This is a genomic window from Candidatus Rickettsia tasmaniensis (genome assembly GCF_036857515.1).
In the GTDB taxonomy this organism is placed as follows: Bacteria; Pseudomonadota; Alphaproteobacteria; order Rickettsiales; family Rickettsiaceae; genus Rickettsia; species Rickettsia rickettsii.
The window spans coordinates 1-14264 of the sequence record NZ_JAQCNX010000035.1 but is presented as its reverse complement, the minus strand read 5'-3'; the positions used below and the strand labels follow the sequence as shown (position 1 = coordinate 14264).

The following is a 14264-nucleotide window of genomic DNA, read 5'->3' as shown; positions in this document are numbered from 1 at the left end:
TCTTAATTGACCATCTACATCATTTGCTGGAACTAGGTTGAAGCTAGCCACAAATTCTGCGGCATTTGGCGATTCATTACTTACCTCATAAGTAGCATTTTGGCCGCCGAACTTGATACTATTTTCTATAGGTTGTATATCCATAACTTCATTAACGTAAAGACCTACGGCTGGTGAAGTATCAGTAGCAAAATTAAGTAGCTGATTATTTGCAATATTAAAAGTTTTTGCCTTAATCCAACTTGGATGTTTAAATTGAAAGTCAGTGTCAATCTGTAATGTAAGATCTGCTTGGCCTTGAACAGAAGTTACTATACTACCTGGACCTGAGATAAAGGCGATTCTATTATCACTAGTAGGAGGAAAAAGTGACGTAGCCTGAAAAATCAAAATACTAACTAAATCGTTAAAATTAAAGCTGTTAAAATAGTAAGGATTCCCTGGTACTTCTCCTGGTCCTGGAGCGAAAGGAGGAACCGCTGCAAGTGCTTGTGCATTTGTAACTGGCGTACCTGTTAAAGTGATGTTTATAGCGTTAGGGATATCTACAACGAGCCCGACATTTTCTTTAGTAAGGTCAACAGGTATAACCGGTCCAAGAGTTATGTTATTTGGCGCAGTCATTGTTGCATTATTAAAGGTATCTAAATATATAACAGGAATTGCTGGCACATCTGCAGTAAAATTATTTACTTCGCCAAGGGTTACAAATGAACCTGGTACATATGCTCCTCCGCCAAAAGCACTACCATCAGCTACTGAGCCACCCCCTACTGTTACGATTCGGTTAGCAGTACCAAGGGCACTAGTGCTAGCAAGCATCAATACCGCAGTTGATGCAAACATGCCTTTTTTTATTAAATTTTTTATAGTTGACTTGACATAATATCTCCTAAATTTGGGCTTAATTTTTCTAACTTATGATTTTGTTATATAAATAACATATTACTTTTAGTTGAAAAACATTAGTTAAATACTAAAATATCTATAAAAAATACTTATAAATAAGGTATTTTCTATATAGAAATAAGTAACTTATGATTACTTTTTCTTGTTTAAAATAAATTAAACTTTATGTACTTCTTATAGAAATTCGGTAAATCGTATATAAAACTTAAGAAATACAAGGGTAAAACCTATCTATTTTAGCTTCTTAGTGAAAATCGCAAAACTTTATTAATTTTTGTACCTCTTATGTTCATACCCGTGGAAACAGGAATCCAGTAATCTTTAATGTCATCCCGCAACTTGATTGCGGGATCTCAGGACACAGTCTGTTATACAAGATCGGGGTCAAGTCACAGTATGACAGCAAAAAAGACTGGATTCCCGCTTCCACGGGTATGAGACATAAGGGCCATATAACAAAGCCGTAGGACTGACACAATGACGCTTAGAACCTAACAAAACCACTTTTTCTAGGTAAAATCTATAAATTTTTACATAAACAAATTGATTTGCTACGAATAATAGAGTATATAGTATAGACATAATTAATTATCGGGGCGTAGCGCAGCCTGGTAGCGCATCTGGTTTGGGACCAGAGGGTCGGGAGTTCGAATCTCTCCGCCCCGACCATAAAAACATAAATTATAATGTCAAAAGACGACCTCATTCAGTTTACAGGTACAGTACTTGAACTTTTACCTAATGCTACTTTCAGAGTAAAGCTTGAGAATAATCATGTAATTATTGCTCATACTTCCGGTAGGATGCGTAAAAATCGTATCAGAATATTACTAGGAGATAAAGTTATAGTAGAAATGACTCCTTATGATTTAACTAAGGGGCGTGTGATTCATCGTCACTAGTCTTTATAAGTATGAAGCAGAACAGAAAAAACCTACCGATTATATTAGCATCAAGCTCTCCTGCAAGAATTGAGTTACTAAACAGAATCAAAATTATCCCTTCACAAATTATTCCAGCAGATATAGACGAAACACCTAATTTGCGTGAGTTACCCGCTCCCTTAGCCATAAGACTTGCTTACGAAAAAGCTATAAAAATTGTATCTCAAATAGAGGAATCAGCTATAATTATAGCTGCCGATACCGTAGCGGCAGTAGGTAGAAGAATATTGCCGAAAGCTACTACTTATGAAGAAGTCAAGAATTGTATTAAGATGTTATCCGGGCGTCGTCATCGTGTCTATACCAGTTTATGTATTATCAAAAAAGAGAATGATCAGCTTACAGTTAGACAAAAAATAGTTCAGACTATTGTTAAGTTCAAAAAATTAAGTGATGAAGAGATTAATTTTTATTGTTCTTTGGATGAGGGAATAGATAAAGCCGGCGGATGTAAAATTTCCGGTTATGCAGAAGCTTTTATCTCATTTATTTCCGGCTCATATTCAAATGTTATGGGATTACCTTTATTTGAAACAGTAAATGCTCTAACTTCTTTAGGTTTTAGATGTTCAAGTGTCATGCCTGCCAAAATGAATTATTGTCATTCCACGACTTGATCGCGGAATCTAGTTAAAAATACTAAAATTATTAATATAATAATTTGTTTTTCTAGACCCCATGGTCAAGCCACGGGGTGACATTAAATGTTTTTGGATTCCTGCGATCCACGCACATAAATTACCTAGCTACTTAGGCTCATCCAAATGACTTCTCTCATAATTTTCATGACGCTCTTGAGCTTCAATACATAATGCAGCAATAGGTCGTGCTTCTAATCTTTTTATACCTATTGGGTCGCCTGTTTCTTCACAGTAACCGTATTCTCCATTTTTAATACGTAATAATGCTTCTTCTATTTTACTTATTAATTTACAATATCTATTTCTACTACGAAGCTCAAAAGCTCTTTCTGTTTCATGAGTAGCACAATCGTTAAGATCGGATTCTTTTAAATTTTCTTCCTTTAAATGATTTAAAGTCTCTTGAGATTCCTTTAATAAATCCTCTTTCCATCTTAAAAGTTTTTGTCTAAAATATTCTAGGTGATTAGGACACATATATTCTTCATCTTGAGAAGGTTTATATCCCATAGGTAATTTAGGTGTTTCTAGCATATTAATATCTCAATATTAGCTTTAATATATTATGTTTATAAGGTTTTTAAAATAAAATATAACTTAAAATTAACGCAAGAAGATTATGAATATTAATATATTTTATTTTTTAATTGGATATGCGGTAGTATATACAGCTTCTAAATGCTTTATACTTGTTTTAGTATAGTTTTGTGTAGTAGATAGACTTTTATGACCTAATAGCTCTTGAATAGAGCGTAAATCTGCACCATGCTCAAGCAAATGTGAAGCAAAACTATGTCTAAATGAATGAGCAGTTAAATGCTGCGGTAAACCATAAAAATGCTTTAATTTAATTAATTCACGATTAAATACCGGTGGTTGTAATTTCTTACCCCGCTTTCCTCTAAATATGGGTTCATTATCACCTAACTTATACGGCAATATTTCTAAATATTGGGTAATTAAATTTTTAGCAATCGGTAACCACGGAATTATTCTTTCTTTACTACCTTTACCTATTATTCTTATAAATTCTAGATTTTGTAGATGCAGTTTCGTAATTGATAATGCTTCCGATATACGTAGACCTGAAGCATATATAAGAACAAGTAGGGCTTTATTTCTAAGTTCTACCCACTTAACATTCCCGTATTCTTCAATATGTTCAAGTGACATTACTACATCATCTTCCGATAAAGCTTTTGGTAACAATTTAGTCTTTTTAGGAGATTTTATAGAAAAAATTATATGACTATTTAATAGTGTTGTTTTCTCTAAAAACCTATAAAAATTTTTTACTGCAGATAAACCACGTGAAATTGAAGAAGTGGTAAAATTATCACAGTTACGTTTTGCAAGCCAACTTCGGATTAATCTTATATCTGCGGTTTTAATATGATTTATCGTTACAAGCTCTGAATTATAATAATTTATAAACTCAAGGAAATGCTTAAGGTCATTATTATAAGAAGTTACTGTATGATTAGAGTAATTTCTTTGCAAAACGAGGTATTTTTGCCACTTATTTATTAATGCTTGAATTGATGTATCTAACATTTATAAAAACTTAACTATTTTTAATATTATTCTTAATGCTAACAATTATTGAATCATAATTCTATAAATGTTAGCATGAATTGAGGGTTTATGTTTACATATACGTAACCTATAAAACACAAAAAATTTTTTAAGTAAAAAATTTAATTTATTTTAGGAGAATGAATAATGTGAAATAATACACAATTTTTAGATTTAATGAAATCCTATATGAACCCAGAATTTTATATGAGTTCTATGAAAAATATCCCTAGTGTAGATCTAGCATCTATCACAAATACAATGCAAAGAGCTATGAATATTCTTTTAATAACTAACCAAATTGCTACAGAAAGCATGCAATCTTTGCTTAAGAAAAATTCCGAAATTATACAAAATAATGTTAATACTATTTTGAATACTACTAAAGAAGCAGCGACTTCTAAAAATTTCAAACAAGCTAGTGAATGTCATCAAAAATGTTTAAAATCTATTTATATCTTTTAGCTACTGGATTCCTGCTTTCGCAGGAATGACATAGTGAAAATCTTCTCTCAGTTGCTCGCCTTTCTGTTTAACCAATTTTGTAAATAAGATTCTGCTAGCTCCTGATCTTCTATAATAATTACATTTTCAGCATTACGTTTATCGGCAGCAGCCGTGAAATTAAACGAACCGGTTATTACTTTCTTTTTATCAATAATTATAACTTTATTATGAGCGATTCCCGGTACTTTATCTATACCTACATCAATTTTTGCTTGTTGTAATTCATGTAATTTAGAAAATTTTTGCTTTAAATTACTACGATCAAGCAATATTCTAACCTTTACTCCTCGCGCTTGTGCATTAATAAGTGCAGTAGTAATTAACGCATCGCTCATACCGTATGCCTGCATATAAATAGATTCTTCAGCTTCATCTATCTGATTGGCTATAAACTTAGTACAACCGGCAGGCGGAGTAAAACATGTACTAACTTTACTTCTTGAAAGCTCTGAAATATTGTAATGCTTTATTTGCAGAGCAGATAAAGCTAATGATTTTTGACTTATTAGATTAGTAAAATAATCCGGATTCTGTCCATAAATACCTAAAGCAATTCCCAAGATAAAGGCAATAGATATTTCTATAAATTTATTATTTTTTCTCTTCATGACTTATTTATATTTTAGGCGTTGCATAGATCGGCTTTTCCGTCATTGTGAGGAAAATTACAAAGTAATTGACGAAGCACAATCTCATGAGATTGCCACGCAGCCTATGGCTGCTCGCAATGACGATTTAGTATCCCCACAAACAACACCTACTTCCTTACGTAACTTCCTGGAGCTTCTTCAATAGCCTCTAGATTCTGATAATCTAAAGAATCTACTAGCTTATTATCATTATTTTTTATAAGCCAATAATTCCACCATGAGCCTTTATATTCCGTAGCTTTCATAAGCCACTCATGACTACTTAAACTTAAGTCGTCATTAAAGCCGATAATTATATTTAGCACTAGCGGGAGGGTTAACTACACCTGCTACATGCCCTGAATCCGTGAGACAAAAAATCTTATGTCCGTTTAATAATTTTACTCCATCATATATTGAACGCCATGAAGCTATATGATCTTCTTTTGCGGCTACGAAAAAAGAGTTACAATCAACTTTTCCAAGATCTATTTTTGTTCCGAGTACCTCTAAATTATTAGACTCTTTTAGCAAGTTATTGCAATATGTATTTTGTAAATATTCCTCATACATTTTTGCCGGCAAGTTAGTAGAATCCGCATTCCAATATAGCAAATCAAAAGGCATCGGTTTTTTACCGAGTAAGTAATTATTGACAAAAAACGTCCAAATTAAATCATTAGCCCTTAGTAAACTAAAGCTATTTAATAAATATTACCCATCAAAATAGCCTTTTAGTTTTATATCTTCCTTAATGTAGTTAATCGTAGCTTCATTAAAAAATATTCCAAGCTCACCGGGATGAGTATAATCAAGCAAAGTAGTAAAGAAAGTAGCACTATGAACGGAATCTATTTTTTTGCTTTGAAGTAGGCAATAATTATAGCACGGAATGTACCTCCCATGCAATATCCGACAAAATCAATTTTCTCAAAACCAAGATTTCTAACATACTCAAAAGGTGCTAAAATACCGTCTTTTAAATAATCCGCGAAGCCTTTTCCGATAGAGAGATATCACAGGATTAACCCATGAAATAAGAAAAACTTGAAAATTATTTTCTACTAAGAAAGATCCTAAAGAATTAGGCGGAGATAAATCGAGTATATAATATTTATTTATACATGGCGGAATAATAAATGGCGGAATCTTATGAACTTTCTCTTTCGGCTCATAACATATTAATTGCATTAAATCATTTTGGAATATAACTTTTCCTTTTGTCGCCGCAATATTTTTACCGAGTTTAAAAGCAGATTTATCGGTAGTTTTAATATTTAATATATCACCACCTGAACTTTTTATATCTCTTAAGAAATTTTCTAGCCCTTGTACTAAATTTTGCCTACCACTTTCTAATGTCTCACGCAAAACTTTTGGATTACAAAAAGCAAAATGTGAAGGTGAAAACGCATCGATAAAATGTTTAGTTGCAAACTCTAAATGTTGCTTGAGATTATTTGACAGCTCATACTGTTCTATATTCTTCTTAGGCCACTCGCTAGATAGTAAATAATATTGTTTAACAAAGTCAAAATAAACATTATCCTCCCATGAAGAATCTTTAAATCTTTTATCTCGATTATCCGGAGAAAATACAGCTTTTGCCGGACTACCAACAAATTTTGCAAAGCTATTCGCTGTAAGCTCTCTTAACTTATCAATATATTCAATATTAAGCTGACAAAATTTTTCAGGATTTGCCCCAAATTGTGCTACCATTAAAGAGGCTATAATTCTGTTTTTATCACTATCAATTAGGCTCCTAGGGATCATACTCCCCCGACCTTGCATGAAATGCGAAATAAGCTCTTGATATTTATCGGTAATTTCTTTGAAATTATTAATTATCGTCTCGTGCGGGATGTTATACATGTTTAGTTCCAAGATATTTCAAAAAATATGAAACAACGACGCCAATTTTTCAAATTAAACGAGTATACCTTATATCTTTAAACTATTCCACATACTATTAACCTTGTCGATAACTTCCTGACTCATTTCTATTTTTTTACCCCATTTTCTATTTGTCTCAGGGTATATTTTATCGGTTGCATCTATTCCCATTTTACTACCAAGGCCTGACTCAGGAGATGCAAAATCCAAATAATCTATCGGGGAATTATCTATAAAGCTCGTATCACGCCTTGGATCGCTTCTTGTTGCTATTGCCCAAATTACTTCTTGCCAATTACGAACATCAATATCGTCATCTACAACTATAATAAACTTACTATACATAAAGTGCCGTAAGTAAGACCAAATCCCAAGCATTATTTTTTTAGCATGACCGGGATAGGATTTTTTAATCGATACTACCGCAACTCTATATGAACAACCTTCAGGTGGAAGCCAAAAATCGACTATTTCCGGAAATTGTTGCTGCAATATAGGAATAAAAATTTCATTTAATGCTTCACCTAAGATTGATGGCTCATCAGGCGGTTTTCCTGTATAGGTGCTTAAATATACTGGATTTTTCTTCATCGTTATTGCGGTAACCGTAAATACAGGAAATTCCTCAACATCATTATAATATCCGGTGTGATCCCCAAAAGGACCTTCAGGCAAATACTCCTCTAAACTTACATAGCCTTCCAGCACTATTTCACTATGTGCAGGTACTTTGAGGTCAATAGTTTTGCATTGTACCAACTCTACTTTTTCATTACCGAGTAAACCAGCAAAATTATACTCCGAGATATTCTCAGGTATCGGCGTAACTGCTGCCAAAGTTACCGCTGGATTTGTCCCGATAACGATAGCAGCAGGAAAAGGTTCTTTTTTTGCTTCTTTCCAACGTTTATGATGCTCTGCTCCGCCCCGTAACTTTAACCAACGCATCAATAGCTTATTTTCTGAAATAACCTGCATTCTATATATGCCAAGGTTGTAATTATCGATTTGATCTTTTGTTGGACCTTTAGTAACTACTATACCCCAAGTAATTAAAGGCGAAATATCATCAGGCCAACATCTTTGGATCGGCAATATATTGATATTCGGTTTGTCAATGACGATTTCATGACAAGCTGCTTTTGATACGGTTTTAGGAGACATAGCAAATATACGCTTAGCAAGTGGTAACATTGACAATGTTTCTTTAAAAGATGCGGGAGGTTGCGGCTGTTTAAGGAATGCTAGTAAAACGCCAAGTTCTCTTAATTCTTTGGGTGACTTAAGTTTAAGCCCCATACAAATACGATTTATACTAGCATAAAGATTAGTTAGAACAGGTATGTCGGACTTAATGCCGTCGGCTTTTATAACATTTTCAAAAAGTAATGCAGGTCTGCCTTGTGCTAATACTCTTCTACTAATTTCGGTAATTTCTAAGTCAGTTTTAACCTCAAAAGCAATACGCTTTAACTCACCGTTTTTTTCTAAAAATTTTAAAAACTCCGGTAAATCTTTAAAGCTCATAGTTTTATTTTTTTGTTTATAATGTGCAGCTTATTTTATCGTCATTGCGAGCAGCCATAGGCTGCGTGGCAATCTCATTAAATATCCTGATATTGCTTCGTCAATTACTTCGTAATTTCCTCGCAATGACGATACGGTATGACCTGATGGAGTCCGCTACTTACTAAAATTAGCTTTTACCTGCATATCATTCTGAATAATTGTGTAGTTAATTAGCTCGTCAATTACAGAATTTTTAATATTAAATATTATATTTTTTTCTGAATTGACATGAATATTTTTAGCTGTTAATTCATCGATACTTCTAGATTTAATATGTGCAAAATATACTTCATCACCTACTTGAAATACAGGCGTATTACTTCCTATTTTAGTATTAAAAATTGATAATAATATTTCAGGAGTTAGTGTTAGATCATTTTCCATTTCAGATCTAATATAGCTTTTTTTGCTTATTTTTATTTCGGTAGCTTTAAGCTCTTTTATGTTCTCTTGATCTGAATTATATTCCTTTGCTAAATCCTTGATAATTTTTAAGTTTACATCTGCAATATTCCGCTTTATCCAAGCTTTATTTACCTGCTCTTTAATAGCATCAAATTCAGGTATTTTTGCCGGCTGAATAGATTTTAATTCTACCAATATAAGATAGCTTTTATCCTCTGTTTCTATAGGATAAGATAATTCACCTTCCGAAAGCTCAAAAATACTATCGGCATTTTCAGCAATTATTTTGTCTTCAATAAGCTCTGCATAACTGATATAGTTAACGTTTCGTATCGGTAGCTTATATTTTTCGGCAATTTCAACTAAGCTAGAACCGGCTGCCGTCTCATCTTCCAGCTTTTTAGCAAACTCCATATTAAGTATGTCGATTTTTTGAGCCTTTAATAAATCATGTAATTGTTTTTGCACCGCTTCAAAACTTTGATCACCGAATTCATCTTTATTTTCATTATAAAATTCTAACAACTCATCTTGAGTAACTGAGACTTTTAAATCCTTAATATTAGCTTTAATATAAGAAAAGCTGCGTTTCTCAGGTACCTCAAACGCGGTTTTATTATCTTGGTAAAAATCCTTTAATTGCTGACCGGTAGGAGTAGGGATTTGTAAATCTTTCGGTTTATTTTGTAAATCTATTTGTATTAATTCTACTTCTCTTTTTTCAGCCATATAATCTACTATATTGTCAGTCATAGCTTTAGGAACATAGAAACTTTCTACAAAAGTACCGACAAAAATATTTTTTAGAGCTTTTTCTTTGAAGTTTAATAAATATTTTTCTTCATCCATATAAGAATTTCTAAAATAAGTTTTAAAAATTTTTATATTGAAAACACCTTGCTCATTTTTAAAAACCGGTGATTCTTTAACTAAAATTTTAACTGTATCATCACTTAGATCTAAGTCATAATAACTCACTAAATAATCTAAGACATTATCGTAAACAAGCCTTTTTAGGATTCGGTTATCAATATTTAACTGTGCTATTTCTTCATCCGTTAAACTTGTTCCCGTTTGCTTACTTATAGCATTAATTTCTAAAGATTTTGCTCTCAAAAAATCTTCCTGGGAGATATTTTTCACATGAGAAAAAGTAACAATATCGCCGTTTCTTCTTCCGTTTAATACATCTTTAATACCAAAGCCGACAAAAGCAAAAGCTATCATTGCGAATAAAACCCGCATTATAAAACTATCGGCAGTTTTTCTAATATTATCTAACATAATTTTTTATTTAAGTTTTTATCGTCATTGCGAGGAAATTACGAAGTAAGTGACGAAGCAATCTCAGGATATTTGACGAGATTGCCACGTCACTTCACGCCTCACAATGACGCTTCTCAAGACTACATTATAAAGCAAAAAAGCCTATATAGTCAAACTATATAGGCTTTTTTTATGATTATAGAACGGTTAATTAAAAATTAACACGAACTTTTACACTACCTTGCTGAGCGAAATACTTACTTCCGATATTGGTATCGTAGTTAATCCCGTATTCCATCATTTTATGCTTAGCAGTAACACCGACACCGACATCAAAACTTGTTTTGCTTTGCTTAAAGCTGTTGGTTGGGAGAGGAGCAGTCATACCTTGTAATCTTGCATCAATCGCCGGAACTTTATTCTTGAATGCATAATCGACCATTGCGTAAAGCTCAGGTGTTAGCACTATTTCATTGACATTGATATTACTTGATACTTTAGCACCGAGTAAACCATCGAAAGTATTATAGTTCTTGCCTTTAACGGTAAGATTTTGGTAAGTAGTACCGGTTTCCTTATAGCCCTTATCTTTGATAGTCGAATATCTAAGCCCAGCTAGCGGTATTAAGTTAATGTTCTCAGGCATCATATAGGTATAACCAGCCATTAACTGACCTGTATAGCTTTCGGATTTATACTTACCGTTTGCAGTTTGATAACCGACAGTCTCTAGTGCCGTTGCAATAACACGTCTTGATTTGCTTCTTATCTTATTATCTGAGTAAGATGCTATAGCTTCAACGAAGAGATTTTCATAAGGTACATTATATAAACCATATAAAGAATAGATGTTGCTCTCTACCTTATTCTTATCGCCCGTTTTATTATTTTTTAGCTTAATGTCAGTATCGGCTCTTGTATATGCAAGTCCGAGTGCTAGATCATCGCTAACGAAGCCGTCAAAACCTATAGTGCCACCAGTTGTATCAGACTTATAACCACTTATATTGTTACACATCTTCTGCGTTGCATTACCGACAAACGGGCTTATCCACGCACCAAACTTAGCATCTATATCTTCATCACCGGAAGAAACAGGACCCTTATTCGCTGCTTGTACTTTATCCATTCTAGCATTTAGAGCAGTTATATTACTTGATATATTACTCGCTACAACTTGATTATTAATGGCAGCTATAGTATCGCTAGGTTTTACAACATCTTGCATGAGGTGAGTTGTAGCATCTGCTTCCCGTAGCGGTGTCATTAGACCAAAGTTATTGAAAGCTTGACGTGCATCTGAACCATTGGGAGCATCCTCCATTAACTCAAGCGATTTCTTTATATTTGCAGCATTTGGGATATTTGCAAGCGGTCCACCCGGTTCAAAATCTTCATCTATAACATCTGCAGCTATATCCTCTGCAAATAACGTTAAAGTCGATGCATCAAAAGTAAAGTCAACAAAACGGTTATCATTATTAATAGTTATTTTAACATTCTCTTCAGGATTAGGCTTTAAACCACCTGCTGTTTCTGCAGATATTACCGTATATTTTGTATCTGGGCTTATATTATTAATGTCGAAATTAGTAGCAGTAACAACAAGTGCTAAAGTTGAAACCCCTGATAAATCAAGAGTACTACCTGATTTAATTAAGATATTACCACCTGACTTAGCTGCTCCGTCAAAAGTAGTATTTAAGGTTAGCGTATCGGTAAAGCTACCGGTGCCAGTATATGTTACTTGATTTGCACCTAAAGTAAGTGTAGTACCGCTACCTGTTATATTACTATTAAAGGCCAGGCTATTGCCGAAATTAATAGTAGCACTGTTAGCTATAAAGCTGGTAGCCGTTACATTTTTAACAAAATTAGTGATAGAACCTTTGACTAAAGTAACCGTACCTGTATTAGTGAATGTATCGGCAAAACTTGTAGTACCGCCAAGTGTCGCCGTACCTTTTGCGTTAACACTACTTGCAAAACTTGTAGCACCTGCCGTTGTTATATCACCAACCGAATTAGCCGCAGTCCCTACAACACCCCTAACACTACCGCCATTCGTGAAGTTTAGCTTCAGAGCCTGACCACCGGTTTTATTTATGCTGCCTGTTAAGTTAAAGTTTGCAGGTAATGTTAAAGTATTTGTGCCTGTACCTTGGATTTCGCCGATTTTAACGTCACTGCCTTTGGCAATAGTTACATTTCCTGCACCTACTTTTAACATAGCAATCCCGTTTACGCTATTAAGATTACTTGCACCTAAAACTATTAACGTACCGTTATTAGTACCGCCGGTATTTTGGACTGCTCCTGCAACTTTTACATTGTTATTTACTGTTACCGTACCGTTTTTTGCATTAAAATCTAAGAAACCGCCAATATTACCGGTTTGAGTTAATTGAACAGCATCATTAAGTAAAATTACATTTGCCGTAGTAGCTCCAAGTTCTAATTGACCTGTAATATCAAGCACTATATTTGTTGTATTAAAAGTGGTACCTGCCGCGCTGCAATCTCCCGCTCCTTTGAAAATTATAGCTTGTAACTTATGAGCTCCACCAAACGTCTTGCCTCCGGCTATCGTTAATTTTTTTCCTGCAGTTACAGAATTTAATGTTACTATACCCTCATTGTCATTATCAGGGTCTATATTCGCACCTAGTGTGATTATACGGTCGTTTCCTGAACTATTTTGTAATATTAATTGAGCATCTGCATGTGCAAATTGAATATTTCCTGCCGGTACATTTAAATTACCATTATTTGTATCAATCGTATAAGTAGCATCGTTTATTTGTATGGCACCAGCATTAAATGCTGTACTACTAGTAAAATCTGCTTTATTGTTAATAAGCACGTTCCGTATACCTTCTAAATTTACATCGTCAGTTATTGTAACGGCATTATAAATAAGTAAAGTGTTAAATTTATTACCGCCTCCATCACCGATATTTCTAGCGGTACCTGCTACATTACTCCCGATATTCAAGCCATTAACCCCACCATCAAAAACTACATTACCTTCATTAGCACCGGGAGCTACTAAATCAGCTGCTAATAATATATTTTTTACTCCGACTCCGGTTAAATTAGAAAGTGCTAAAGCAGAATCTAGAGCTCCAAAATTAATATCTTGAGCATTTAATATAGTAACATCACCAGCACTTGCATCAATTGTAAAAAGATTACCGGCTCCAATATTGATTTCTGCAACTGTTCCTATAGTTGAATGATATGCCGTAAGTAACTTTGTATTAACATTTAATATAGCGTTATTGCCGTTTGCTATAGCTCCTTTAAAATAATAAGGGATTTTGTTACCACCACCATCAAGAGGTCCGTTAAACTCTAAAGTACTCCCGACTCCAAAATCTATATTATTGGCAGTTAGGCTTCCTCCAGCTTGTAATGTTATTCCTGCTCCTACATTCACTGTTGCTAATGCTGCCGTATTACCTATATTGCCAGTTACTGTACTATTACCGGTAAACGTTACTATACCATTATTTGCATTACCGGTATTATCTATCGCTCCGGTCACCACTACAGGATTCGTAAATGTCACTGCTGACGCAGCATTTGTTAATTTAGTCGTAGTAGCTTTAATAACCACTCCCCCTAACGTGGCTGTACCTGCTCCTACACTTATCGTGGCTAATGAATTTGTATTACCTATATTCCCAGTTACTTGACTCAATGCACCATTTAAATTTAAGACACCTACATTATCACCGCCTGTGGTGTTATCAATCGCACCTGTTAATACTGCATTTGCATTTGTAAGGGTTAATACTGACGCAGCATTTGTTAATTTAGTCGTAGTAGCTTTAATAACCACTCCCCCTAACGTGGCTGTACCTGCTCCTACACTTATCGTGGCTAATGAATTTGTATTACCTATATTCCCAGTTACTTGA

At 33.9% G+C, this 14264-nt stretch carries 14 protein-coding genes, 1 tRNA gene and 1 pseudogene; 4 read left to right on the top strand and 12 right to left on the bottom strand.

Annotated elements, in window-relative coordinates; translation table 11 throughout:
• Window positions 1-390: hypothetical protein (locus O6R16_RS07085; RefSeq protein ID WP_499680587.1), on the bottom strand; the 390-nt coding region annotated here is incomplete at its 3' end.
• A gap of 187 nt (window positions 391-577) precedes the next feature.
• A pseudogene (locus tag O6R16_RS07080) lies at window positions 578-822 on the bottom strand (cell surface protein).
• A 679-nt stretch (window positions 823-1501) separates the two neighbouring features.
• Here O6R16_RS07080 and O6R16_RS07075 point away from each other — a divergent pair.
• The 3 genes from O6R16_RS07075 (at window position 1502) to O6R16_RS07065 (ending at window position 2470) form a co-directional block, all read left to right on the top strand.
• Window positions 1502-1578: transfer RNA gene (locus tag O6R16_RS07075), tRNA-Pro, on the top strand.
• A 17-nt stretch (window positions 1579-1595) separates the two neighbouring features.
• Window positions 1596-1811 carry a translation initiation factor IF-1 gene (gene infA / locus O6R16_RS07070; RefSeq protein ID WP_499680586.1) on the top strand — a complete coding sequence of 72 codons (216 nt, stop codon included), beginning with the start codon at window positions 1596-1598 and terminating at the stop codon, window positions 1809-1811.
• Between the two features lie 11 nt (window positions 1812-1822).
• Window positions 1823-2470 (top strand): Maf family protein, encoded by a 648-nt coding sequence (locus tag O6R16_RS07065; protein WP_499680585.1) that lies wholly within the window; start codon window positions 1823-1825, stop codon window positions 2468-2470.
• Between the two features lie 129 nt (window positions 2471-2599).
• Here O6R16_RS07065 and dksA read toward each other — a convergent pair whose 3' ends face one another.
• Both dksA and O6R16_RS07055 read right to left on the bottom strand, forming a co-directional pair.
• On the bottom strand, window positions 2600-3028 hold the full coding sequence (gene dksA / locus O6R16_RS07060; RefSeq protein ID WP_499680584.1) for an RNA polymerase-binding protein DksA: 429 nt from the start codon (window positions 3026-3028) through the stop codon (window positions 2600-2602).
• Between the two features lie 102 nt (window positions 3029-3130).
• Window positions 3131-4048: a tyrosine recombinase XerC gene (locus O6R16_RS07055; RefSeq protein ID WP_499680583.1), complete on the bottom strand. Its 918-nt coding sequence runs from the start codon at window positions 4046-4048 to the stop codon at window positions 3131-3133.
• Between the two features lie 210 nt (window positions 4049-4258).
• On the opposite strand from O6R16_RS07055, the gene O6R16_RS07050 reads away from it, so the two are divergent.
• The gene (locus O6R16_RS07050) at window positions 4259-4534 is read left to right on the top strand and encodes a phasin family protein (RefSeq protein WP_499680582.1); all 276 of its coding nucleotides are present in this window, start codon (window positions 4259-4261) and stop codon (window positions 4532-4534) included.
• A 47-nt stretch (window positions 4535-4581) separates the two neighbouring features.
• On the opposite strand, the gene pld is transcribed toward O6R16_RS07050, so the two are convergent.
• The 8 genes from pld to O6R16_RS07010 form a co-directional block, all read right to left on the bottom strand.
• Window positions 4582-5184, bottom strand: coding sequence for a phospholipase D (gene pld / locus O6R16_RS07045; RefSeq protein WP_499680581.1), 603 nt, complete (start codon window positions 5182-5184; stop codon window positions 4582-4584).
• 149 nt (window positions 5185-5333) lie between these two features.
• Complete coding sequence (locus O6R16_RS07040) at window positions 5334-5531, bottom strand: hypothetical protein (RefSeq protein ID WP_499680580.1); 198 nt, start codon at window positions 5529-5531, stop codon at window positions 5334-5336.
• Complete coding sequence (locus O6R16_RS07035) at window positions 5506-5877, bottom strand: hypothetical protein (protein ID WP_499680588.1); 372 nt, start codon at window positions 5875-5877, stop codon at window positions 5506-5508. The genes O6R16_RS07040 and O6R16_RS07035 overlap by 26 nt, the downstream gene beginning before the upstream one ends.
• 42 nt (window positions 5878-5919) lie before the next feature.
• Window positions 5920-6114: a hypothetical protein gene (locus O6R16_RS07030; RefSeq protein ID WP_499680579.1), complete on the bottom strand. Its 195-nt coding sequence runs from the start codon at window positions 6112-6114 to the stop codon at window positions 5920-5922.
• 45 nt (window positions 6115-6159) lie between these two features.
• A complete protein-coding gene (locus O6R16_RS07025) occupies window positions 6160-7080 on the bottom strand; it encodes a poly(3-hydroxyalkanoate) synthetase (protein ID WP_499680578.1) in 921 nt (306 codons plus the stop codon).
• A gap of 69 nt (window positions 7081-7149) precedes the next feature.
• Window positions 7150-8628 carry a UbiD family decarboxylase gene (locus tag O6R16_RS07020; RefSeq protein ID WP_499680577.1) on the bottom strand — a complete coding sequence of 493 codons (1479 nt, stop codon included), beginning with the start codon at window positions 8626-8628 and terminating at the stop codon, window positions 7150-7152.
• Window positions 8629-8784: 156 nt separating this feature from the next.
• Window positions 8785-10359: a SurA N-terminal domain-containing protein gene (locus O6R16_RS07015; RefSeq protein ID WP_499680576.1), complete on the bottom strand. Its 1575-nt coding sequence runs from the start codon at window positions 10357-10359 to the stop codon at window positions 8785-8787.
• Between the two features lie 193 nt (window positions 10360-10552).
• Window positions 10553-14264: autotransporter outer membrane beta-barrel domain-containing protein (locus O6R16_RS07010; RefSeq protein ID WP_499680575.1), on the bottom strand; the 3712-nt coding region annotated here is incomplete at its 5' end.

Excerpts from the sequence above, each read along its gene's own strand:
- O6R16_RS07055 (WP_499680583.1), bottom strand. The coding sequence starts at position 4,048 with ATGTTAGATACATCAATTCAAGCATTAATAAATAAGTGGCAAAAATAC.
- O6R16_RS07020 (WP_499680577.1), bottom strand. The coding sequence starts at position 8,628 with ATGAGCTTTAAAGATTTACCGGAGTTTTTAAAATTTTTAGAAAAAAAC.
- pld (WP_499680581.1), bottom strand. The coding sequence starts at position 5,184 with ATGAAGAGAAAAAATAATAAATTTATAGAAATATCTATTGCCTTTATC.
- O6R16_RS07025 (WP_499680578.1), bottom strand. The coding sequence starts at position 7,080 with ATGTATAACATCCCGCACGAGACGATAATTAATAATTTCAAAGAAATT.
- O6R16_RS07065 (WP_499680585.1), top strand. The coding sequence starts at position 1,823 with ATGAAGCAGAACAGAAAAAACCTACCGATTATATTAGCATCAAGCTCT.
- O6R16_RS07050 (WP_499680582.1), top strand. The coding sequence starts at position 4,259 with ATGAACCCAGAATTTTATATGAGTTCTATGAAAAATATCCCTAGTGTA.
- O6R16_RS07015 (WP_499680576.1), bottom strand. The coding sequence starts at position 10,359 with ATGTTAGATAATATTAGAAAAACTGCCGATAGTTTTATAATGCGGGTT.
- infA (WP_499680586.1), top strand. The coding sequence starts at position 1,596 with ATGTCAAAAGACGACCTCATTCAGTTTACAGGTACAGTACTTGAACTT.
- dksA (WP_499680584.1), bottom strand. The coding sequence starts at position 3,028 with ATGCTAGAAACACCTAAATTACCTATGGGATATAAACCTTCTCAAGAT.